Annotated in this window: 18 protein-coding genes and 1 pseudogene; 11 read left to right on the top strand and 8 right to left on the bottom strand. The window is 71.8% G+C overall.

All coding sequences use genetic code 11. From position 1 onward, the window contains the following. Positions 1-19 precede the first annotated feature (19 nt). The 5 genes from P2Q00_RS50985 to P2Q00_RS29320 all read left to right on the top strand — a co-directional run bounded on the left by P2Q00_RS50985 (position 20) and on the right by P2Q00_RS29320 (position 5,035). Positions 20-115 carry a putative leader peptide gene (locus tag P2Q00_RS50985; RefSeq protein WP_369293692.1) on the top strand — a complete coding sequence of 32 codons (96 nt, stop codon included), beginning with the start codon at positions 20-22 and terminating at the stop codon, positions 113-115. A gap of 73 nt (positions 116-188) precedes the next feature. Then, positions 189-1,406 (top strand): LLM class flavin-dependent oxidoreductase, encoded by a 1,218-nt coding sequence (locus tag P2Q00_RS29335; protein ID WP_275776107.1) that lies wholly within the window; start codon positions 189-191, stop codon positions 1,404-1,406. Positions 1,407-1,426: 20 nt separating this feature from the next. Then, entirely contained in the window at positions 1,427-2,836 is a 1,410-nt protein-coding gene (locus P2Q00_RS29330) for an NtaA/DmoA family FMN-dependent monooxygenase (protein ID WP_275776106.1), read from the top strand. Then, a complete protein-coding gene (locus P2Q00_RS29325) occupies positions 2,833-3,918 on the top strand; it encodes an LLM class flavin-dependent oxidoreductase (protein ID WP_275776105.1) in 1,086 nt (361 codons plus the stop codon). The genes P2Q00_RS29330 and P2Q00_RS29325 overlap by 4 nt, the downstream gene beginning before the upstream one ends. Further along, positions 3,911-5,035: an MsnO8 family LLM class oxidoreductase gene (locus P2Q00_RS29320; protein WP_275776104.1), complete on the top strand. Its 1,125-nt coding sequence runs from the start codon at positions 3,911-3,913 to the stop codon at positions 5,033-5,035. Before P2Q00_RS29325 ends, P2Q00_RS29320 begins: the two co-directional genes overlap by 8 nt. 3 nt (positions 5,036-5,038) lie before the next feature. On the opposite strand, the gene P2Q00_RS29315 is transcribed toward P2Q00_RS29320, so the two are convergent. Next, positions 5,039-5,551 carry a hypothetical protein gene (locus P2Q00_RS29315; RefSeq protein WP_275776103.1) on the bottom strand — a complete coding sequence of 171 codons (513 nt, stop codon included), beginning with the start codon at positions 5,549-5,551 and terminating at the stop codon, positions 5,039-5,041. A 212-nt stretch (positions 5,552-5,763) separates the two neighbouring features. Between P2Q00_RS29315 and P2Q00_RS29310 the strand changes: the two genes are divergently transcribed. Continuing rightward, positions 5,764-6,741, top strand: coding sequence for a cytochrome c oxidase assembly protein (locus P2Q00_RS29310; RefSeq protein ID WP_275776102.1), 978 nt, complete (start codon positions 5,764-5,766; stop codon positions 6,739-6,741). Between the two features lie 51 nt (positions 6,742-6,792). Here P2Q00_RS29310 and P2Q00_RS29305 read toward each other — a convergent pair whose 3' ends face one another. The 4 genes and pseudogenes from P2Q00_RS29305 to P2Q00_RS29290 form a co-directional block, all read right to left on the bottom strand. After that, the gene (locus tag P2Q00_RS29305) at positions 6,793-8,259 is read right to left on the bottom strand and encodes an FAD-binding protein (protein ID WP_275776101.1); all 1,467 of its coding nucleotides are present in this window, start codon (positions 8,257-8,259) and stop codon (positions 6,793-6,795) included. A 109-nt stretch (positions 8,260-8,368) separates the two neighbouring features. Continuing rightward, positions 8,369-9,886, bottom strand: a complete 1,518-nt coding sequence (locus tag P2Q00_RS29300) for an APC family permease (protein WP_275776100.1) — start codon at positions 9,884-9,886, stop codon at positions 8,369-8,371. Positions 9,887-10,071: 185 nt separating this feature from the next. Further along, positions 10,072-10,446, bottom strand: a complete 375-nt coding sequence (locus P2Q00_RS29295; protein WP_275776099.1) for a hypothetical protein — start codon at positions 10,444-10,446, stop codon at positions 10,072-10,074. A gap of 57 nt (positions 10,447-10,503) precedes the next feature. Continuing rightward, a pseudogene (locus tag P2Q00_RS29290) lies at positions 10,504-10,590 on the bottom strand (adenylyl-sulfate kinase); the annotation flags it as partial. Between the two features lie 288 nt (positions 10,591-10,878). Between P2Q00_RS29290 and P2Q00_RS29285 the strand changes: the two are divergent. Continuing rightward, the gene (locus P2Q00_RS29285) at positions 10,879-11,019 is read left to right on the top strand and encodes a rhodanese-like domain-containing protein (RefSeq protein ID WP_338059360.1); all 141 of its coding nucleotides are present in this window, start codon (positions 10,879-10,881) and stop codon (positions 11,017-11,019) included. 185 nt (positions 11,020-11,204) lie between these two features. Here the strand turns inward: P2Q00_RS29285 and absR1 are convergent, their stop codons facing one another. After that, on the bottom strand, positions 11,205-12,290 hold the full coding sequence (absR1, locus tag P2Q00_RS29280; RefSeq protein ID WP_275776098.1) for a beta-glucuronidase AbsR1: 1,086 nt from the start codon (positions 12,288-12,290) through the stop codon (positions 11,205-11,207). A gap of 95 nt (positions 12,291-12,385) precedes the next feature. On the opposite strand from absR1, the gene P2Q00_RS29275 reads away from it, so the two are divergent. Continuing rightward, on the top strand, positions 12,386-14,368 hold the full coding sequence (locus tag P2Q00_RS29275) for a LuxR family transcriptional regulator AbsR2 (protein ID WP_275776097.1): 1,983 nt from the start codon (positions 12,386-12,388) through the stop codon (positions 14,366-14,368). Between the two features lie 496 nt (positions 14,369-14,864). On the opposite strand, the gene P2Q00_RS29270 is transcribed toward P2Q00_RS29275, so the two are convergent. Beyond that, positions 14,865-17,429, bottom strand: coding sequence for a CHAT domain-containing protein (locus P2Q00_RS29270; RefSeq protein ID WP_275776482.1), 2,565 nt, complete (start codon positions 17,427-17,429; stop codon positions 14,865-14,867). Positions 17,430-17,577: 148 nt separating this feature from the next. On the opposite strand from P2Q00_RS29270, the gene P2Q00_RS29265 reads away from it, so the two are divergent. Genes P2Q00_RS29265 through P2Q00_RS29255 form a run of 3 tightly spaced genes read left to right on the top strand, consistent with a single transcriptional unit; the run spans position 17,578 to position 20,149 of the window. Then, positions 17,578-19,014 (top strand): S8/S53 family peptidase, encoded by a 1,437-nt coding sequence (locus tag P2Q00_RS29265; protein ID WP_275776096.1) that lies wholly within the window; start codon positions 17,578-17,580, stop codon positions 19,012-19,014. Positions 19,015-19,073: 59 nt separating this feature from the next. Next, positions 19,074-19,649 carry an RNA polymerase sigma factor gene (locus P2Q00_RS29260; RefSeq protein WP_275776095.1) on the top strand — a complete coding sequence of 192 codons (576 nt, stop codon included), beginning with the start codon at positions 19,074-19,076 and terminating at the stop codon, positions 19,647-19,649. A 5-nt stretch (positions 19,650-19,654) separates the two neighbouring features. Beyond that, a complete protein-coding gene (locus tag P2Q00_RS29255) occupies positions 19,655-20,149 on the top strand; it encodes a hypothetical protein (protein ID WP_275776481.1) in 495 nt (164 codons plus the stop codon). A gap of 15 nt (positions 20,150-20,164) precedes the next feature. On the opposite strand, the gene P2Q00_RS29250 is transcribed toward P2Q00_RS29255, so the two are convergent. Further along, positions 20,165-21,385: a cytochrome P450 gene (locus P2Q00_RS29250; protein WP_275776094.1), complete on the bottom strand. Its 1,221-nt coding sequence runs from the start codon at positions 21,383-21,385 to the stop codon at positions 20,165-20,167. Positions 21,386-21,411 lie beyond the last annotated feature (26 nt).

Genomic DNA, 21,411 nt, shown 5'->3' with positions numbered 1-21,411 from the left:
GGACATCGGGCGGACGGAGGTGGGACCCGTGACACGTGTCCTCCACGCTGTCCGCCTGCACACCCGGCCCCATATCGACCTTCAGCGCGTGGCCGGCGCGCTCTGTTGTTCCTGAACCGTTGCCTCACCCCCGCTGTGCGCCACTGTCCGCGCCGGCGATCTCGTACGGACCTCCAGGAAGGCACCCCGTGTCCTCAACTCCCGCTTCCCCTCTGCACCTTGCCGTCGCCCTCGACGGCACCGGCTGGCACCCCGCCTCCTGGCGCGAGCAAGTCGCCCGCCCCCGGGACCTGTTCACCGCCGGATACTGGGCCGACCAGGTCGCCGAGGCCGAGCGCGGCCTCCTCGACTTCGTCACCTTCGAGGACGGGCTCGGCCTGCAGTCCTCGCGCTACGGCGAGTTGGACGGCCGCATCGACCAGGTGCGCGGCCGCCTGGACGCCGTACTGATCGCATCCCGTATCGCCCCCCTGACCCGGCACATAGGTCTTGTGCCGACGGCGATCGCCACCCTCACGGAGCCGTTCCACATCTCCAAGGCGATCGCCACCCTCGACTACGTCAGCACGGGCCGCGCCGGCCTGCGCGTGCAGATCTCCGCCCGCCCGCACGAGGCCGACCACTTCGGCCGCCGCACCTTCCCGCCGATCAACCTGGAGCAACTCCAGAGCCCTGCCGGACAGGAACGGCTCACCGACCTCTTCGACGAGGCCGCCGACTACGTCGAGGTCGTGCGCCGCCTCTGGGACAGCTGGGAGGACGACGCCGAGATCCGGGACGTCACCACCGGCCGCTTCATCGACCGCGGCAAGCTGCACTACATCGACTTCGAGGGCAGGCACTTCAGCGTCAAGGGTCCCTCCATCACCCCGCGCCCGCCGCAGGGGCAGCCCCTCGTCACCTCGCTCGCCCACCAGACCGTCCCGTACCGGCTGGTGGCCCGCCAGGCCGACGTCGGCTACGTCACCCCGCACGACACCGACCAGGCCCGCGCGATCGTCGCCGAGATCCGCGCCGAACAGGAAGCGGCCGGGCGCGCCGACCAACTCCTGCACATCTTCGGCGACTTGGTGGTCTTCCTCGACGACGACCAGGCCGCCGCCGAGGACCGACGCGCACGCCTCGACGCCCTCGCGGGCGAGCCGTACACCAGCGACGCACGCATCTTCGCCGGTACGGCCACCCAACTCGCCGATCTGCTACAGGAGTTGGCGGAGGGGGGACTGAGCGGCTTCCGGCTGCGGCCCGCCGTCGCCGGGCACGACCTGCCCGCGATCAGCCGGGGTCTGGTCCCCGAACTCCAGCGCCGCGACGCCTTCCGCACCGCCTACGAGGCCGACACCCTGCGCGGCCTGCTGGGCCTGACCCGCCCCGCCAACCGCTACGCCGCAGCCGCCACCGCCTGAGCCGGAAGGACCGTACCGACATGAGCAAGCCGCTGAAGCAGATCCATCTGGCCGCGCACTTCCCCGGCGTCAACAACACCACCGTGTGGAGCGACCCGAGGGCCGGCAGCCACATCGAGTTCAGCTCTTTCGTGCACTTCGCGCAGACCGCCGAACGCGCCAAGTTCGACTTCCTGTTCCTCGCCGAGGGGCTCAGGCTTCGCGAACAGGGCGGGCAGATATACGACTTGGACGTCGTCGGCCGCCCCGACACCTTCACGATCCTCGCCGCGCTCGCCGCCGTCACCGAACACCTCGGCCTGACCGGCACCATCAACTCCACCTTCAACGAGCCCTACGAGGTGGCCCGGCAGTTCGCCAGCCTCGACCACCTCTCCGGCGGCCGATCCGCCTGGAACGTCGTCACCTCCTGGGACGCCTTCACCGGCGAGAACTTCCGCCGCGGCGGCTTCCTCCCGCAGGACGAGCGCTACTCCCGCGCCAAGGAGTTCCTGGCCACCACCAACGAACTCTTCGACTCCTGGCACGGCGACGAGATCATCGCCGACCGGGCGACCGGCACCTTCCTCCGCGACGCAACGGCGGGATCCTTCGTCCACAGCGGCCAACACTTCGACATCCACGGCCAGTTCAACGTCCCCCGCTCCCCGCAGGGCCGCCCGGTGATCTTCCAGGCCGGTGACTCCGACGAGGGCCGCGAGTTCGCCGCCTCGTCCGCCGACGCGATCTTCAGCCGGTACGCCACCCTGGACGGCGGCCAGGCCTTCTACAAGGACGTCAAGAACCGCCTCGCCAAGTACGGCCGTCGGCCCGATCAGCTGCTCATCCTGCCCGCCGCGAGCTTCATCCTCGGCGACACCGACGCCGAGGCCGAGGAACTGGCCAAGGAGGTGCGCCGCCAGCAGGTCAGCGGGGCCACCGCCATCAAGCACCTGGAGTTCGTCTGGAACCGGGACCTGTCCGGCTACGACCCGGAGGGCCCGCTGCCCGACATCGACCCGGACGTCAGCGACAACCACATCGCCAAGGGCCGCGCCCAGGTCCGCATGTACCGCGACCCGCTGGCCACCGCCCGCGAATGGCGCGAACTGGCCGCCGCCAACCACTGGTCCATCCGCGACCTCGTCATCGAGACCGGCAACCGCCAGAACTTCATCGGCTCCCCGACGACCGTCGCCAAGACCATCAACGAATACGTTCAGGCCGACGCCAGCGACGGCTTCATCCTCGTCCCGCACATCACCCCCAGCGGCCTCGACGTCTTCGCCGACAAGGTCGTCCCGCTGCTGCAGGAACAGGGCGTGTTCCGCACCGACTACGAGGGCCCGACCCTCCGCGACCACCTCGGCCTCGCCCTCCCCCACTCTCGGCTTCGCTCGAGCGGGGGGACCCTCATGGACGAGGCGTCCAACGAGCGGGCGGCGTCGTGAAGTTCCTCGCGATCACTCTGATCGTGCACCGCCCGGACCCGATCACGGGCGTACAGAAGCCGACGCACGACCGGTTCCGCGAGGTCCTCGACAACGCCCTGCTCGCCGAGGAGCTGGGCTTCGACGGCTTCGGCGTGGGGGAACGGCACGAGCGCCCGTTCATCTCCTCCTCGCCGCCGGTCGTGCTGAGCCACGTGGCCGCGCTGACGAAGCGGATCCGGCTGTTCACCGCCGTGACCACGCTCAGCCTCCTCGACCCGGTCCGCGCCTACGAGGACTACGCGACCCTCGACCACCTCTCGAACGGCCGCCTCGACCTGATCATCGGCAAGGGCAACGGCGCCGCCCAGCGCGACCTGTTCCACGTCACGCCCGAGGACCAGTGGGACCGCAACGCCGAGAGCTACGAGGTGTTCCGGCAGATCTGGCGCCAGGACAAGGTCACCGCGGCCACCCGCTTCCGCCCCCAGCTGACGGACGCGGAGGTGTGGCCGCGCCCGTACCAGCAGCCCATCCGGGTCTGGCACGGCAGCGCGACCAGCAAGGAGTCCGTCGACCTCGCCGCCCGCTACGGAGACCCGCTCTTCTCGGCGAACGTCACCAACCCCATTGAGCCGTATGCCGAGTTGATCCGCCACTACCGCGAGCGCTGGGAGTTCTACGGCCACGACCCTGCGGAGATCGCGGTCGGCGCGGGCACGGCGGGCGTGTACGTCGCACCGACCACACAGGAGGCCCTCGCCGCCTACCGGCCGATCTTCGAGTCCAATCTGGCGTTCTTCAAGAAGGCCGGTCTGCCGGTCGTCTTCGAGACGCTGGAGGACTTCGTGGCGCGCAGCTCGGCTCTGATCGGCAGCCCGCAGCAGGTCATCGACAAGGTGCACCGCTACCACGAGCAGTTCGGGCACACGGTGGTGCACCTGCACGCGGACGGGAGCGGACTCACCGACACCCAGCACCGCGACTCGCTGGAACTGTTCCAGGCGGCGGTGGCCCCGACGCTGCGCAAGGCCATCCCGGACCCGCCCTTCGACTGGGGCCCGGTGCACCCGTCGACCACTGAGGAGGCCGCCCGTGTCTGACATTCCCCTCGGCGTCCTCGATCTGGTCCCTATCTCCTCCGGATCAACGGCCGCGGACGCCCTGCGCAACTCCATCGACCTGGCGCGGCAGACCGAACGCTTCGGATACGCCCGCTACTGGTTCGCCGAGCACCACCTCAACCCCGGCGTCGCCGGCACGTCCCCCGCGGTCGTCCTGGCCCTGACCGCATCCGCCACCTCCACCATCCGCCTCGGCTCCGGCGCCGTACAACTCGGCCACCGCACCGCCCTGTCCACGGTGGAGGAGTTCGGCCTGATCGATGCGCTGCACCCGGGACGTTTCGACCTCGGCCTGGGCCGATCGGGCGGCCGCCCGCCGGGGGAGAAGGCGACCGGGCCGACGGCCACCCCGGTCGTCGACGGCCGAGCCCCGAACGGCCTGCTCATCCCGCCCCGCTTCTCCTTCGAACGCCTCCTCGGCTCGCCCCGCATCGCCCTGCAACGCAGGCTGCTCCTGCTCCCGAACGCCGAGTCGCAGGACTACGCCGAGCAGATCGACGACATCCTCGCCCTGCTGGCCGGCACCTATCGCTCTCCGGAGGGCGTCGAGGCACACGCCGTACCGGGCGAGGGCGCCGACGTCGAGCTGTGGATCCTCGGCAGCAGCGGCGGCCAGAGCGCCGAGGTGGCCGGCGCGCGCGGCCTGCGCTTCGCCGCCAACTACCACGTCAGCCCGGCGACCGTCCTGGAGGCGGTGGACGGCTACCGGTCCTTCTTCCAGCCGTCCGACGCCCTCGACAAGCCGTACGTCAGTGTGTCCGCGGACGTCGTCGTCGCCGAGGACGACGAGACGGCCCGCGAACTCGCCACCGGCTACGGCCCGTGGGTGCGCAGCATCCGCACCGCCGAAGGCGCGATCGAGTTCCCGACGCCGGAGGAGGCCCGCGCCCACACCTGGACCGACGAGGACCGGGCCCTCGTCCAGGACCGCCTCGACACCCAGTTCGTCGGCTCCCCGGCCCGGGTCGCCGACCAGCTGGAACAACTCCAGGAGGCCACGGGCGCCGACGAGTTGCTCATCACGACCATCACCCACGACCACGCGGACCGGGTGCGGTCGTACGAGCTGCTGGCGCAGGAGTGGCGGCGCCGGTGAGGTTCAGCAGCCGGTGGATGCCGGGATGAACTCCACGCGCGCGTGCCTGTCCGCTGCCGAAACCTGGTCGTAGGTCTGGCGGGTGACCCGGTACCAGACGTCGTCCCGCGACGTGTCGCGGTTCACGTCGTCCAGGCGCACGCACCACCGTTCCGCGCGGACGACCCGCCGGTAGCTCTCCGTGCCCTGACGGACCTTCTTGCAGCTCTGGTAGTGCTCGGTGGTGTACCAGACGCGGGTCGTCTTCCGGGTGCCGGTGCCCGAGCGCGTCGTGTGCCGGACCCGCCTGGTGGTGGACGCGCACTTCCTGACCATGTGTGCCCGGGTGCCGGCGACGGTCTTTCGGGAGACGTGGCGGACGGTGTCCCGGAGCCCGGAGACGCGCTCCGGGCTCGCCTGGGCCTCCTTGGCGACGCTCCCGTGCCCGGTGGTGGCGTCGGTCCCTCCGTCACCGCATGCGCCGAGCCCGGCCATGAGGACGGCCGTCACCCCGGCAGCCAGCAGCCGACGAGTCATGAACATGTCTCCCCCTGAGGTCGGCGGCCAGCGTAACTGATCTCTGGCCGGAAACGATCGGTCCGGAGGCCTCGGTAAGGGTTCGGCATGAGCTCGGTATGGCGGGCCGCGATCGCCGTGCACATCGCGGTCCGGCCGGTCGTGGGCGGCGTAAAGTGCCTGGCCGGGTCCGGTCCGGTCCGGTGTCCCACATGCCGTGGAGGGAGTGCGCGATGGCGAGTCTGCCGGAACTCACCATGGGGCGGCTGCTGTCCTCATGGGAACCGGACGTGCCCGCGCTGCTGCTCGTCCTGCTGCTGGGTGCCCTGTACGGCTGGGGCGTACTGCGGCTTCGGCGCCGCGGCGAACGCTGGCCCGTATCCCGCATCGCCGCCTTCGCGGTGTTCGGCCTCGGCACCCTCGTCGTGGCCACCATGTCGGCCCTCGCCGTCTACGACCACGTGCTGTTCTGGCCGGCCGCGGTGCAGAACATCCTGCTCGACCTGGTCGCTCCGCTCGGCCTTGCGCTGGGCGACCCGCTGCGCCTGGCCGTCCGTGCCCTGCCCGAACGTGCCGCCGGGCGCGTACGGCGGGCGATGACCGGGCGCCTGGTGCGCCTGCTCACCTTCCCGCTGGTCAGCACGGCCCTGGTGCTGGCGACCGAGCTGACGGTGTACTTCACCCCGTACTTCGCCACGGCGCTGCGCGACGGCTGGCTGCACCAGCTGATGTATCTGCATCTGCTGCTCGCCGGCTGCCTGTTCGTGGTGCCCGTGCTCACCCGCGAGGAGGCGCTGCCCGCCTGGTGCACCCATCCGGTCCGGGCGGCGCTGGTGTTCCTCGACGGGATCGTCGACGCCGTCCCCGGCATCGTGGTCATGACCCACGGCACGCTGATCGCCGGCGCCTGGTATCTGCACCATGCCCCGCCCTGGTCGCCGGACGTGCAGCACGACCAGCAGCTCGGCGGCGGCGCGATGATCGGCATCGCCGAGCTGGTGGCCCTGCCCTTCCTGCTCGCCATCCTGGTCCAGTGGGCCCGCACCGAACGCGCGGCGACCGCCGAGCTGGACCGCCGCCTGGCGACGGAACTGGTCCCCGCCGCGCCGACGCAGGGCGAGGCGGAGTCGCCCGACCTCGTACGCCCATGGTGGGAGACCGAGAACAGCGAGGTCGCCCGGCGCATCCGGCAGCAGCGCCCGGCGCGCTGAGCCACGCGGGACCGGCCGGGCGTCACCGTCAACGGGCGGTCGACGCCGGGTTCAGAAGAGGCCCTGACCAGGCACCAGAATCCCGCACGGGTCGTACCTGTGCTTCGCCGCCTCCAGCCCCGGCCAGGCCGGACCGAAGTGGGTGCGCCAGTCCGCGTGGGTGAAGGGGATGCTGCCGACCGGGTACTGCGTGCCGCCTGCCGCCGCGGTGGCCTCGTAGGCCTGGCGGTTGGCGGCGAGAAGGCGGTCGATCGTGGCGGTGTCGTCCGGCGGGGTGGCGTGCAGGACGGCGAAGAGGTACGGCACGGGATCGTCGGGGGTGCGCAGGAGGGGCGTGGTGAGGCGCTCGCGCAGGAGCGGGTAGACGAGGACGACGCCGGGGCCCAGGTCGTCGGCAGTGAGGGCGTTCAGTACATCGCCCGTGATGCCGGCCGTGGAGCTGCCGGGGAGCAGCAGGTTGAGCCAGGGATGCGCGTACGTCCAGAGGCCGGCCTCCTTCAGGGCTTCGACGGCTGGGGCGATCCGGTCGAGGAAGTCGTAGTAGGGGAGGTCGGACTGCTGGACGCCGGACGGGTTGTGGCGCAGGCCGCGCAGCAGGACCGCGTCGTCCGGTGCGGGGCCGACGGGCGGGCCGTAGGCCACGGCCTCCAGGGTGTAGGCGCGGAAGGCTCCGTCGGCGTCCGCCGAGACCTGCCCCTCGACGTAGTCGAATCGGTCCTCCTGGACGAGGGTGCGCTGGTCGTCGAGAAAGGTCCGCAGGTCGTCGTAGGGCAGCAGATAGTGCCGTACGGTCTCCGGCGCGCGCACGAGACGGAGGGTGGCGCCGACGATGACGGCGCACTGGCCGAGACCGGCCAGGACGGCGTGGAAGAGATCGGGATGGCGGGTGCGGGAGCAGCGCACGAACTCGCCTGCTCCGGTGACGACTTGGAGTTCGCCGACGTTGTCGACCTGGGCGCCGTGCCGGTGCGTCTGGCCGCCCAGACCGCCCACGGACAGGGTGCCGCCGACGGAGAGTTCCAGGTAGTCGGTGAAGACGGGCGGTGTGAGGCCGTGGACGATCGTGGCCTTGGCCACCTCGCTCCATCGGGCGCCCGCGCCGACCGTGACGGTCGTACTGCCCGGGTCCAGGGTTCCGATGTCCGCGAGGGTGGCGGTCTCGACGACCAGGCCGCCCGCGACCTGCGCCTGGCCGTTGGTGGCATGTCCCTGGCCGCGCGGCGCGACCGTCAGGCGGTGCGTGTTGCAGAAGCGGACCATGGCGACGACGTCATGGACCGAGCCCGGACGCAGGACGGCGAGGGGACGGCGGTGCACGATGTGGCCGTAGTCGTCGGAGGCTGCGGCGAGAGATGCCTCGTCCATGACGAGCGTCCCGTCCAGCGCGGGGATCTCCGCGAGGTGCGGGCCGGTCCCGGTCACGGCCCAGCTCCGGGCGGCGGGGTCGAACCCGACCACCGCCGCGCCGGAGGCCGTGAGTCCGCGCAGCAGGGCACGTCGTGACGGTGTCTGGGGCATGGGCACAACCACCTCGCACACAACTCGGGATGATCAATTCCCAGTCATCCTAGGAGAGTTGGGCGCGTTGCGGCGGTGTGCGGCGCCACCGGCCGGGGAGCGGATCAGGTCATTTCTCGGCGGCGAGCGAAGCGCGGGTCGGCCTGCCCAGTGCCCAGAAGAGCACGCCGAGGAGCATGAACCCGACGAGCGGGACGGCCTCCGTCAGCAGGTACTTTCCGCGCTCGGCGTGACTCCAGCCGTCCGGCGCGTAGTCGGAGCCGAACCAGTGGTCGCCGGCGCCGGGGGCGACGAGCTGCAGGGTCGCGAACAGGATGAGTACGGTGAGGACGATGCTGATGGCGAGGGGAGCGGGTGCCTTGTACGGGCGGGGGACGTCCGGGGCCTTGCGGCGCAGTACCGCGAGCGCCGGGAAGATGCCCAGGTAGCTGACGAGGGTGGTGGAGACGGCGAGGCCGAGGACGGCGCCGAAGAGCTTGGCCGCGCTGCCGTTGGTCAGTTCGTGGGCCAGGACCAGGACGAGGGTGGAGACCAGGCCGCTGAGGATGTTGACCCGTACCGGGGTACCGAACCGGCTGGAGATGACGCCGAGGAAGCGGGGCGCGGCGCCGTCGTAGCCGGAGACGGCGAGGGCGCGGTCGGAGCCCATCACCCAGGTGACGCCGGAGGACAGCACCGTGAGGATGAACATGATCGCCGCGAGGTCCCCGAGCAGGCTGCCGGCGCCGCTGAGCGTGGCGGTGCCGTCGGAGGCGACATGGCCGCCGTACACGGTGAAGACCTGCCGGATCGCGTCGATGAATCCGCCGAGGCCGGTGATGGCCTTGACCGGCAGGACGAGCAGGATGCCGAGGATCGGCAGCGCGTACAGCGCAACGGCGAGGCCGGCGCTGCGGAAGATGGCGAAGGGCACGTCCTTCTGCGCGTCGGTCATCTCCTCGCCGGCTGTGTTGGGCAGTTCGAAGCCGACGTAGTTGAACATCAGGACCGGCACCAGGCCGACGAATCCCGCGTACGTCGGGGAGAAGTCGCCCAACCCGAAGCCGTGCAGGCCGTGCTTGATGCCGTAGATCACCACGGTGACGGTGAACAGGCCGAGCAGGACGAAACGGCTCCAGGCACCGATGGTGGGAATCCACTTGCCGACGTCGAAGGAGAGGATCGCCGCGAGCACGCCCACCCAGACGAACACCAGGGTGAAGACGTAGAAGGCCGGGGTGCTCAGGTCCTTGCCGTCGTTGAAGAAGGTGGTGAAGGCCGTGACGGCGGAGACGGAGAGGGTGCCGCCCAGCCACACCGGATTGGTGATCCAGTAGAGGAAGTTGTTGACGGCGCCCGCGAGACGTCCGAAGGCCCGGCTGGTCCAGATGTAGGGACCGCCCTCGTCGGGGAACGCGGCCCCGAGCTCGGCGGTCAGCAGCGCGGACGGCACGAAGAACACGACGGCCAGCACGATGAGCCAGGTGAACGCCTCGGCACCGGACGAGGCCACCGTGCCGATGGTGTCCACGCCGACGATCGTGCACAGGAGGAAGAAGAGAATGTCGAAGCGGCCGAAGTGCTTGCGCAGCTTCTGCCGCTCCGTCTGGGCCGTTGCCGGCTCGGACACTATTTGGCCAACGGTCACCGGGAGCTCCTGCGTGCTCGGGGTATGGGTGTGATCCGGCCAATGATCTGCGCCGCCGCACAACCGCACAAGCGTTCATGCACAAGTCTTGACCATCGCCCCGGCGCTTTACTGCACCGGAAACCACGCCGAAACATCGGATGCCGCAGGCGCAGGCCATGCGCGGGGACCCCCGAGCACCAAGCTCACTCCTTCCAGTCGAGCTGATGCTCGGGGGTCCCCACCGACCGCCCGTACGCAATCGCTTCGGCACGCCCCGGCTCGTCGCCCCGCCGATACCGGAACACCTTCCCGGCAAAGACGACCACGCGCTCGTCCCCGGCGGTGAAGTCGGCGTACCACCCGTTGTCCGGCTCCAGCACATCGGCGAGCGCCTGCGCGAGCCCGCCCACGTCGTCGCTGTCGGCCTCCCACTCGACAAGGGTCCACAACCCGGGCTGCGCAGCGCTCGCACTCGCCGAGACGTCGATCCGGCTGACCTTGCACAGACGCAGCCCCTGGGGCTGGAAGACAGCGCCGGGCCGCAGGCTCTCCCCGATGACGTATCCAATTGCACTCATGCCTCGAAGTTATCGGCCGCCACTGACATCACGGCTTCGAGCAGACTGCTCCCCGTCCGGCAGGGGCAGATCCGGGATGTCCACCGACCGGGAGGTCACGCGCAGCCGGTGCTGGGCCGGATCGGAGCACGCCACCTCGACCTCTGCGCAGGACACCCCCGCCCCACTCGGCGTGGCCCGCGTAGTACTCGTAGGCCAGCCGGGTGTTCTCGGCCGACCGTGTGACGCCGTGGACATAGCCGAGCTCCGACAGCGCGAACTCGGCGTGCACCAGCGGCAGTAGCGCGGGGAGCGCGGTCGACTCGACGGGTGTGAGGGGACGGATGGCCTGGTAGCCGTCGAGGAGGGCGACGGCGTCCTTCTCGCGTACCGGGTAGCCGGGGCGCAGCTCGTCCGCCGCGTACAGGTAACGCCGACTCGCCGCCGGTCGTCCTGTACTGCGGCGGCGGCATCTCGGCGGCCGGCACGGCACTGGTACTCACCCTGCTCGGCCGCAAGGACGTGTCGCTCTACGACGGTTCGCTTGAAGAATGGTCCAAGGACCCTGCGCGGCCACTTGAGTCGGGCGGCTGAGGTCGCCGTCCGCGGGTGGTGGTCCGTGGCCGCAGCAAACGCTCATGTCCCGCTGTCGGCCTGCCTGTTCGCGAGATGGGAACACGGGTCGGGGACACATCTCCCTCCCCCGAAGGTGATGTGTCCCCGACCGTTCCCCCGGCGCCGGACTGTGGTCCAGCCGACCGCGTGGGCGGACTGTGCTGTCACCAGCACATGACCGCTGTCTCCCCCGGACCCCACGCGGAGTACAGACGTACTCGGACGAAGTAGCGGCGGCCCTTGACGAGCCGGGCCTTGATGGTGCCGTTGTGCGGTGTTCCTCCGTCGTCCCGGCCGGCGAGGTAGCGGGGCTCCCCGTTCCGCTCCTCGAAGGCCACGACGACGGAGTCGCTCGCGCCGAAGGTGCTGATGGTGTAGTCGCGGGTCTCCGGCGGGTCGAGGGTGAAGTCGGCCTGCTCGCCGGGCCCGAGGCCGAGTGGCGCGGAGCGGAAGGGCACCAGCGCCGGTGGCCGTGGGACGTCGGCCGGCGGGTACCAGCGCAGCACGAACTCCTTGTCGGCCGGCGAGAGCGTACCGGGCGGGTTCAGGCCCCCGCGGAACTGCTCAGGTTCCAGGATCAGCCCGCCCGAGAACGGATACTCCATGATCGACTGCGGATCCCAGACCGAGCCGTTCACCTCGTCCGGGTCGAGCTTGCGCAGGATGTTGAAGAACGTCCTGTCCCGGCTCCAGAAGTTCGGCGGGCCCGCCAGATCGGCGTAGACGGCCTCGTCGTCCCAGTGGATGCCCGCGAACGGGCTCTGGTGCTCGTGCAGCATGCCGAGCGCGTGCCCGATCTCGTGCAGGGCCGTCCCGCGCTCCCCGGGCGCGGTCAGGTCCCAGCCGAAGTTCATGGTGCGTTCGTGCTGTCCGACCTGGAGACAGTCCTTGCCCACGGTCGACCAGGAGCCGTCGCCGAGCTGGAAGCCGATCCGCAGTTCGGCCTCCGAGCGGTCGCCGACCTCGACGAAGGACACGCCGATGCCGAGGTCCTGCCACTCCTGGAAGCACTCGCGCACCACGTCCCGCTGCTCCTTGGCGCCGACCCACGACACCCGGCGGGACTGCCCGGTTCCCGGTACGGAGATGACCGATCCGTCGCTGTCGCCCTCGAAGAAGCAGTAGTGCAGCACCGTGCCGTTGACCCACATCGGGCGTCCGGCGATGAGCGCACTGCGCCGCTCGGCGGTCAGCCCCGGTGTGAAAGCGGGGGCCGACTGCTGCGCGAGGGAGCAGTAGCGTCCGGTCATGCGCACAGGTTGCCGTGGGCAGGGTCACAGGCGCCTGAGTCGGGGGCTACTCAAGTCACCCTGTATCAGGAGTGAGTACTCGCGCTCATACTCCCGTGACGACTTTCGAACGCGACGCGAAGACCCTTGAGCTGCCCTGGCAGTTCACCGGACGTGAGGGCGAGCTCGAGCTGATCCGCAGGTCCCTGACCGCCGGCCACCACGGCATCGTGGTCACCGGCCCGGTCGGCTGCGGCAAGACCCGGCTGGTCACCGAGGCCGTGCGGGGCAGCGACCGGGCCCGGGCGGCCGGGACGCCCGAGACCCGGCACCTCCCCTTCGCCGCGTTCGCCCACCTGCTGCCCGAGGCGGTCTCCCTGCACCGGGCGGTCCAGCTCCTGTCCGGGGTGCGGCTGCTGGTGGTCGACGACGCACACCTGCTCGACGACGCCTCCGCCGCCCTCGTGCACCAGCTGGCCGTGCACGGCCGGACCCGCCTGGTCGTCGTCGCCGCGGACTGCGGCCCGCACCCCGGCGCGATCTCACGCCTGTGGACCGGGGAACTGCTGCCGCGCCTCGCCCTGGAACCGCTGCCCCGCGAGGACACCGAGCAGCTCCTGGCGGCGGGCGTCGGCGGCAGCCTTGAGCCGCTCACCCTGAACCGCCTCCACCACCTGTGCCTGGGCGACCTCAGGCTGCTGCGCGAACTGGTGGACGCGGTGCGCGAGCGCGGCCTCCTGACCCGCCTCCTCCCGGACACGGACGAATGGGCGTGGCGGGGCCCGGTGCCGGTGACGGCGACCGTCCGCGAACGCACCGCCCAGCTCCTCGAACGCCCCGGCCCCGACGAGCGCAGGACCCTCGAACGCCTCGCCTTCGCAGAGCCCCTGCCTCTGCACCTGGACGACTTCGACCTGCGGATCCTCGAAAATCTGGAGGCCGACGCCCTCATCCGCATCGACGACCAGGGCGACCAGGGCGCTCAGGGCGATCGGGACGACCAGGGCACCGTCCGCCTCTCCCACCCCCTGCACGGCCCGGTGCTGCGCGCCGCGGCCGGCAGGCTCCGGGCGAGGCGGCTGGCCCGCACACCGGCCCAGTGCGAGGCGGCCCTTGCCGCCGAGTCGGCCGCGCTGACCCGCCGGATCGAGCAGGCGGACGTACGGTCGCTGCCGACGCCCGTGGGGGAGTGGCTCGCCCAGGAGGGCGCACCGCTACCGGCCGGGTACGCGGCCGTACGCGCGCGGTTCTCGCGGCTGCGGGGGGAGCTGCGGGAGGCGGCGGCCTGGGCGAGGGAAGGACTGCGGGGTGCTCCCGACGACGCGCCCTGCCGCACCGAACTCGCCCTGGCCGCCGCCCAGTCGGGGGATGCGGCGACCGCGCAGGAGGCCATGGCGGGGTGCCCGGACCTCGACGAGCAGTCCGCGTGGCTGGTCGCGGCCCGCGGGGACGTCGACGGGGCGCTGGCGGCGATCGGCGACGTCACCGACGGCATGGTGCAGAGGTACGGCGAGGGCAGCGACCGTATGGCTGCGGAATTCGGCGCCGACAGTGACCGTATGGGCGTGCCGACGGCCGAAATCGCCGGTGCCGACACCGTGTTCGCCCTCTACGACGCCGTACGACTCGGAGCCCCGGAGAAGGTCGCCGAGCGCCTCCCGGCCGACGGTGTGTTCGCCCAGCACGCCGGGGCTCTGGCCCGTGGGGACGGTGCGGCCCTGGATCGGGCCGCGGAGGCCTTGGAGGGGCGCGGGTTTCTGCTGTTCGCGGCCGAGGCGCACGCGCAGGCCGTACGAGCGCACCGCGACGCGCGCGCCGCACGCACCTCACGCACGCGTGCCGTCGCCCTGGCCCGCCGCTGCCAGGGCGCCCGCACCCCGGCCCTGTCCGGCCTGGTGTTCGGCGAACTGACCGCCCGCCAGCGGCAGATCGTCACCCTCGCGGCCGCGGGTCTGAGCAACCGGCAGATCGCGGAACAGCTGACGCTGTCCATCCGCACCGTCGGCAACCACCTCTACAGCGCCTACGTCCGGCTCGGCGCGAGCGACCGGGGCGCGCTGCCGTGGCTCGTGGAGCTGCCGGACGCGCAGCCGGCCTGAGCCGGGCCCATGAACCGGCGGTCTGACCCCCAGTATTCGGGGGAGGGGTCAGGCCGCCGATCCCCGCCGGGAGCACCGGGCGTGTCTCGTCAGGCGTAGGTCCAGCGCCACGCGTTGGAGCTGTACGTGCACTTGATCGTCGTACCGCCCGCGGTGGTCAGACCTCTCATCAGCGTGTCCAACGGCGCCTCTCGGGCCCGGTGACACCACCCCCCAGGTCATCGGTTCGACAGGGGGGACCAGTCATGCCGAGCCCGGAGGCCAGCGGTCCTGTTGCAGGGCCGCGGAAAACATAACGGGGGAGGCGATGAGCGCGCCCGCGAAGAGCAGGCCTGCGCCGCCGAGCCACACTCGCCTGCGTCTGCGCACGGAAGGGCCTCGGGTGGGCGTGGCACCGGCGAACACTTCCCAGGCGAACCTCATCAGCCGTTCCTCGGCGAGGCGGGCCGCCGGCGATTCGCCGACGCCGTCGGGGAGTTGCTGGCCCCAGCGGATTTCAAGCCGCCCCGAACGCCGTGAACGCCCACCCTGTCGCCTGATGCAGCGCATCCCCCGGCAGCGAGGCGCGCGCGTCGCGCAGGGCCTCGGCCAGGGACAGGCCCGCGCTCAGACCCTTGTGCAGGGCGAGCATCAGCTCCACCACGGCGTGGTCGTTGACGGGTGCGCTGCTCGCCACCACTCCCGCTGTGCCGAGCGGCAGCAGCGCGGTGACCAGGCCGAGGAGTTCGTCCGCGCCGACCGAGGCGAAGCGGGCGGTGTCGCAGCTGGACAGGATGATCCGGTACGGGCTGCGGTCCAGGCGCTCGAAGTCGTGGACGATGAGCGGGCCGTCGGCCATCCGCAGTGCGGAGAACAGGGGGCTGTCGGCGCGGAAGGTGCCGTGCGCGGCGATGTGGGCCAGCGTGGCGCCGTCGAGTTCCTCCAGCACGCGCGGCACGCGCGCGTCGTCGTGTTCCAGCAGCGTCGAGTTGCCGTAGCGGTCGGCGAGTTCGGGCACTTCCGCGCCGCCGGTGGCGAGCCCCGGTCCGCGGACCAGGACGTGACGGCCGCCGGGCGGCGGCTCGGTCTCGTGGGCGCGCAGCCAGCTGCTCGCCGACGGCGACACGCTCAGCACCCGCTCCCGCAGCGACGGCAGCAGCGCCCACGGCACGCGGTGCAGCCGGCCCGGCGGCACGACCACCACGGGGCCGCAGCCCAGGTGCGCGGTGGCCGGGCCGAGCAGCAGCTCCTCCAGACGGCGGCCCATGGCCTCCACCACCGGAAGCCGCGCCTCCGCGCCGGGGTGGGCCAGCCGCCGCAGTGCGGCCTGCACATGCTCGGCCTCGGTCTCGGCGTCGGCGAGCAGCCCCGCCTCGAACCGCCGCACCCGCCCGTCCCCGCACAGCAGCACCTGGACCCGCCCGTCGAGCACGGCGAGCTCCACCAGCCGTACCTCGCCCAGCCGCTCCAGCAGTCTGCCGGGCCGGAAGCGGTCCTCGGCGCCGGGCGCGTCGCCGCGCATGTGCAGGGTCCGGGAGCGGATCTCCCGCTCCAGACGCCGCTGTTCACGCTCCAGGGCCGGGATCGGGCGGCCGTCGCTGCGGGCCTCCTCCGCGCGGGCGGCGATCTCCCGGAACGCGGTCAGGTTGCCGAGCAGGGCCGGGTCGGCGGGCGGCCGGGTGGGCGGCGTGGACAGGACGGTGGCCCGCCAGCGCTCGCTCCACATCAGCAGCCGGCGCGGGCTGCCCGAGTCGAGACTGGCCCGCTGGGCCAACGCGGCCAGCTCCGCGCCCTGTTCGGTGGCGCGGGCCCTGAGCTCGGAGGCGCCCAGCGTCATCCGGTGGTCGTCGAGCACGTCGAGCCCGCGCCGGCACGCCTCCAGGACGCCCCGGCCGGAACCGGCGGCCCGCGCGCGCAGCGCCTGCGCGGCCCAGCCCGTCATCCGCGCCAGCGGCGGTCCGCTGTGCCGGCTGCGGGCGGCGACGGCCAGATGCCGCTCCGCGTCCGCCGTCCAGCCGAGGTCCAGCGCGATCCGGCCGGCGAGCAGCGACGCCTCCGGGGCGGCCGGCGCGCCGAAGGACGCGAGCCGTTCGGCCACCGCCGCCGCATCCGCGACCAGGCGCCCCGAGCAGCGCCCGGCGGCCACCCGCGCCTCGATCAGCACCAGCCGGGCATGCGTCTCCCACCAGGTGCGCCGCTGCCCGGCGAACAGCCGCACCGCCAGCGCCGCGCGCGCGATCGCGGTATGCGGATCGCCCGCCAGCCGGGCCGCGCGGGCCGCGACCAGCAGCAGTTCCGCCTTGCGGGTGGACTGTCCGCCGATGCCGTCGAGCGCCCCTATGGCCGTGTCCGCCTCTGCAAGGGCCTCGGGGGCGAGCCCGGCGGCCATCAGCACCTCGCAGCGGCGGATGTAGAGCATGAAGGACGGCGTGCCGAGCTTGGCGTACCGCTCCTCGGCCTCGTCCAGCAGCCGCAGCGCAACGGGGATGTCGCCCGAGCGGAAGGCGGCAAGACCCCGGCTCTCCACCACGTCGGCCTTGTCGTGCTCCTGGCCGGTGGTGTCCCACTGCGCATGCGCGGCGGTGAAGTCCGCCTCCGCCCGGTCCACCGCGCCGAGCGCCAGATGCACCGTGGCCCGCAGGGTCAGCGCCCGCGCCGTCCAGATGACGTCGTCCGCCTGCCGCAGCACGGGAATCGCCTTGCGTACGTCCTCCAGCGCCTCCCGGTGCCGGCCCAGCACCCAGGAGGCGTAGGCCCGCCGGAACAGGACACGCGCGCGTGTGTGCCCGCTGCTCACCGCGACACCCCGCTCCAGCGCCTCCAGGCCCTGCCGGGTGCGGCCGGAGTGCACCAGCGCCACGCCGAGGGTGGCCAGGATGTCCGCCTCCCGGTCGGGCGCCTGGGCGCGCGCCGCCAGATCGCGGGCGCGGCGCAGATGGTGCAGCGCGATCCGCATGTCGCCCCAGTCCCGCTGCCAGATGCCGATCACCTGGTGCGCGACGGAGGCGCGCCACGGCGACGGATCGCAGTCCAGCACGCCCTGTGCCCGCGCGAGAGCCTCGCCCGGATCGGCGAACACCATCGGCAGCAGTTCGAGAACCGAGTCGCTTCCCGCTGTCACTCAAAGGATGGTAGTGGCCGTGGTTGCGCCCCACACCGGTTTGGCGCTGTATCAATCGAGGGCTCCGCGACTCTGATTCACGACTGTCGCCTCAGCGGGAGGACACGCCATGGCACCTCAGCGATTCCACGAGCAGTTCGACCAGATCCAGCGTTCGATGCCCGACGTCTCCCTGGCGATGGGGCCCGACGACGCGGCGGAGTTCATCTACGAGAAGGGCGTGGTCCTCGCCCGCGACGGTGAGGAGGCGCGGCTCGTCGAGGACACCGTGCGCACGCACTTCACCGAGGCGACCGGCCTCACCGCCGACCACGTACGCCGGGCGAGCCCGGAGACCAACCGCTCGGGCATCACCCGTATCCAGGTCGGCGACCCGGGCCACGGCGACCGGCGCGGCGACCGGTCCGTCGCGCACGCCCTGCGCGCCATGCGCGAGCACGAGGGCCGCGCCCGGCGCCGGCTGGTCAGCCGCAACCACGTCGTGTCGATCGCGGTCAACTCCTGCCCCGGCGACGAGCCGGTGCCCGCCCCGCTCACCCAGGGCACCAACCCGGCCGCCGCCGCGGCCGGTTACGACACGGACACCGCCGTGGGCGTCCTCGTCATCGACAACGGCCTCACGCACGATTACGGGATGGTCCCGCTGCTCGCCCACGTCCAGGGCGACCTGCACGGCACCGAGACCGACGACCAGGGCAACCTGCTGCAGTACGTCGGCCACGGCACCTTCATCGCCGGCCTCCTCGCGGCCGTCGCACCCAACACGAACGTGACGGTGCGCAACACCCTCAACGACGCCGGGGCCATCCTGGAGTCCGAGTTCGGGCAGCGGCTCTTCGACGCGGTCGACGAGCACGGCTGGCCGGACGTCATCAGCCTGTCCGCCGGCACCTCCAACGGCCGCACCGACGGCCTGCTCGGCGTGGAGAGCTTCATGCAGGAACTGCGCACCCAGCGCACCCTGTTGGTCGCCGCGGCCGGCAACAACGCCAGCGCCACCCCGTTCTGGCCCGCCGCCTACGCCTCCCTGCCCGACTACTCGGACATCGTCCTGTCGGTCGGCGCGCTGCGCAGCGACGGCGAGTACGGCGCCTGCTTCAGCAACCACGGCGCCTGGGTGAACGTGTACGCCCCCGGCGAGCGCCTCACCAGCGCCCTGACCGGCTTCGACGCACCGGTGCCGTACGTCTACCAGCACTCCACGTACGACGCCTGCCGCTTCGGCTTCACCTACGCGTGCACCTGCCAGTACCCGCGCCACACCGGTGCGTTGAGCGAGGCCGGCACGCCCACCTCCGTCAAGGCGGACCAGGTGATGTTCGAGGGATACGCGCACTGGAGCGGCACCTCGTTCTCCGCTCCCGTGGCCGCCGGCATGGTCGCCGCCTACATGACGGCCAACAAGATGAGCGATGCGCGCGCCGCCCGCAAGCAACTGCTCGCGGACAACGCCGGGTTCGCGGAAGTGCGCGGGGCGCATGTACCGGCGCTGCGCCCGGCGGGCTGGCGCCCCGGTCCGGTCGTGCAGCTCTCTCCCGGCGTATGAGGTCTGGAACGGTCCCCTCCACGGCGTACGATGACTTGCCGTACACGAGGGGTGGGGCCGTGGACCGAGCAGATGTCGGCGCGCTGGTCCAGTCCGCCGTCGACGGCGACGCGGCGGCCTGGAAGGCGCTCGTGGAGGGGCTGAGCCCACTGGTGTGGTCCGTCGTGCGCTCGCACCGGCTCTCCGACGCCGACGCGCACGAGGTGTACCAGACGGTGTGGTTCCGTTTCGCCCAGCACCTGGGGCGGATCCGCGAACCGGAGAAGGCCGGGTCATGGCTGGCGAGCACCGCGCGGCACGAGTGCCTGAAGGTCCTCAAGAGCTTAAGGCGGCTGACCCCGACGGACGATCCGCAACTGCTCGACCGGGTCAGTGACGACCGTACGCCCGAGCAGTCGTTCCTCGACCTGGAGGAGGCGGCCGCCGAGACCGAGCGCATCCGGCACCTGTGGCAGGAGTTCGAGGAACTCGGCGATCGCTGCAGGCAGTTGCTGCGCGTCCTGATGGCCTCGCCGCCGCCCAGCTACCAGGAGGTGTCCGCGGCGCTGGGCATCGCCGTGGGCAGCATCGGACCGCTCCGCCAGCGCTGTCTGCGGCGCCTGCGGGCACGACTCGAAGCACGGGGAGCGGTGTGACCGACATGAACAACGCCGACAACGGCTACGACAACGACGGCATCAACGGCATCGAGTACATCGACGACGTGGCGTACGACCTGTTGGAGGAGGAACTCCGCAGGGCCGCGGCCATCCTGGACCCGGTGCCGGCCCAACTGCGGCAGATCGCCGTCGAGGCCTTCGCGCTGCACGACCTGGACGCCCGTCTCGCCGAGCTGACCTTCGACTCGGTGGTCGACGCCATCCCCGTGCGGGGAGCGACGGACGTGCCGCGGATGCTCACGTTCCACGCGGGCGGGGTGACCGTCGACGTCGAACTGACCGCACAGGGCCTGATGGGACAGGTGCTGCCGCCGCAGACGGCCGGCATCGAGGTGCTCAGCGGCCCGCAGGCCGGATCGCCGCTGACCACCGACGACATGGGGCGCTTCACCTACGACGAACCCCCCGCCGGTCCCTTCGCGCTACGGCTGCGGACGGGCGAGGGAGTACTCGTCACGGACTGGGTGACGGCCTGACCCGGGGCCCTGCCCTCACCAGCTGACGGGCAGGGTCTGCGGCCCGCGGATCATGGTCTTGCGACGCCAGACGACCTGGTCGGCGGGGACCGCGAGCCGCAGCCCGGGCAGCCGCTCCAGCACCGTGTCGACGAGCAGTTCGATCTGCAGGCGGGCGAGCACGGCGCCGGTGCAGTAGTGGACGCCGTTGCCGAAGGCCACGTGCGGGTTGGGGTCGCGGTCCGGGTCGATCCGGTCCGGGTCGGGGAAGACCTCCGGGTCGCGGTTGGCGGCCAGGTAGGAGACGTAGACCGGCTCGCCGGCGCTGATGCGGTGGCCGCGCAGCACGACGTCCTCCAGGGCGATACGGGCCAGGCCGACCGAGGCGCGGTGCGGGATGTGGCGCAGCAGCTCGTCCAGTACGGGCCCGCGCGCCCCGGGCTCTTGCATCCGCTCCCTCAACTCCGGCCGGGTGAGCATCAGGAACAGCATCTGGCCGCAGTTGTGGGTGACGGCCTCGCCGCCGATCTGCAGCGGCCCGGCGAGACCCACCGCCTCCTCCTCACTGATGTCGCCGCGGCCGACGGCGAGGCCGAGCAGCGAGTAGACGTCCTCGTCCGTGCTCTGTGCCCGCGCGCGGATGGTGTCGGTGATCCAGCCGTACATGCCGTTCTTGGCACGGTCGGCGGCCTCGGACCCACCCGAGGTCGAGATGATCTGCCGCGTCCAGGCATGCACCTGCTCCCGGTCGCCGGCGGGTACCCCCATCACCTCGCTGACCACGGTGATGGGGAAGGGTTCGAGGACCCGCTCGACGAGATCGGCCGGCGGCCCGTCGCGTACGACCCCGTCGAGCAGCTCGTCGAGGATCCCGTGCGCGCGGGGCCGCAGCCGCTTCATCGCGCCCACGGTGAAAGCACCGGCGATCGGCTTGCGCAGCCGGTTGTGGTCCGGCTGGTCGGCCCAGGCGAGCGAGCCCGGCCGGGGAGCGAAGTTGGGGGCGAGCCGGGTGACCTGACGCCGGGTGACCTCCGTGCGGCTGAACCGCGGATCGTTGGTGATCAGCTTGACGTCGTCGTAGCGGGTGGCCAGCCACGCCCAGCCCTCGCCGTGCGGCAGTCGGATGCGGGTGAGCGGGCCCTCGCGCATGAGGTCCGCGAGCACCGGGTCGAACTCCGTCCCGGCCAGGTCGTGCGCGGGCCACTCCCGTACCGGGGGCGGGGCCTGCTCCGTCAGCGTGGTGATCTCCTCGGTCATGCCTCCACCCTCACCGCCCCTCGAAC

The organism is Streptomyces coacervatus (assembly GCF_029223485.1).
Lineage (GTDB): Bacteria > Actinomycetota > Actinomycetes > Streptomycetales > Streptomycetaceae > Streptomyces > Streptomyces coacervatus.
The sequence above is the reverse complement of the archived record's forward strand: the minus strand, read 5'-3'. Positions and strand labels throughout refer to the sequence as shown.

What these genes read in the sequence shown, in the direction of transcription:
- P2Q00_RS29330 (WP_275776106.1), top strand. Translation starts at nt 1,427, where the DNA reads ATGAGCAAGCCGCTGAAGCAGATCCATCTGGCCGCGCACTTCCCCGGC.
- P2Q00_RS29315 (WP_275776103.1), bottom strand. Translation starts at nt 5,551, where the DNA reads ATGACTCGTCGGCTGCTGGCTGCCGGGGTGACGGCCGTCCTCATGGCC.
- P2Q00_RS29310 (WP_275776102.1), top strand. Translation starts at nt 5,764, where the DNA reads ATGGCGAGTCTGCCGGAACTCACCATGGGGCGGCTGCTGTCCTCATGG.
- P2Q00_RS29305 (WP_275776101.1), bottom strand. Translation starts at nt 8,259, where the DNA reads ATGCCCCAGACACCGTCACGACGTGCCCTGCTGCGCGGACTCACGGCC.
- P2Q00_RS29295 (WP_275776099.1), bottom strand. Translation starts at nt 10,446, where the DNA reads ATGAGTGCAATTGGATACGTCATCGGGGAGAGCCTGCGGCCCGGCGCT.
- absR1 (WP_275776098.1), bottom strand. Translation starts at nt 12,290, where the DNA reads ATGACCGGACGCTACTGCTCCCTCGCGCAGCAGTCGGCCCCCGCTTTC.
- P2Q00_RS29270 (WP_275776482.1), bottom strand. Translation starts at nt 17,429, where the DNA reads ATGGTGTTCGCCGATCCGGGCGAGGCTCTCGCGCGGGCACAGGGCGTG.
- P2Q00_RS29265 (WP_275776096.1), top strand. Translation starts at nt 17,578, where the DNA reads ATGGCACCTCAGCGATTCCACGAGCAGTTCGACCAGATCCAGCGTTCG.
- P2Q00_RS29255 (WP_275776481.1), top strand. Translation starts at nt 19,655, where the DNA reads ATGAACAACGCCGACAACGGCTACGACAACGACGGCATCAACGGCATC.
- P2Q00_RS29250 (WP_275776094.1), bottom strand. Translation starts at nt 21,385, where the DNA reads ATGACCGAGGAGATCACCACGCTGACGGAGCAGGCCCCGCCCCCGGTA.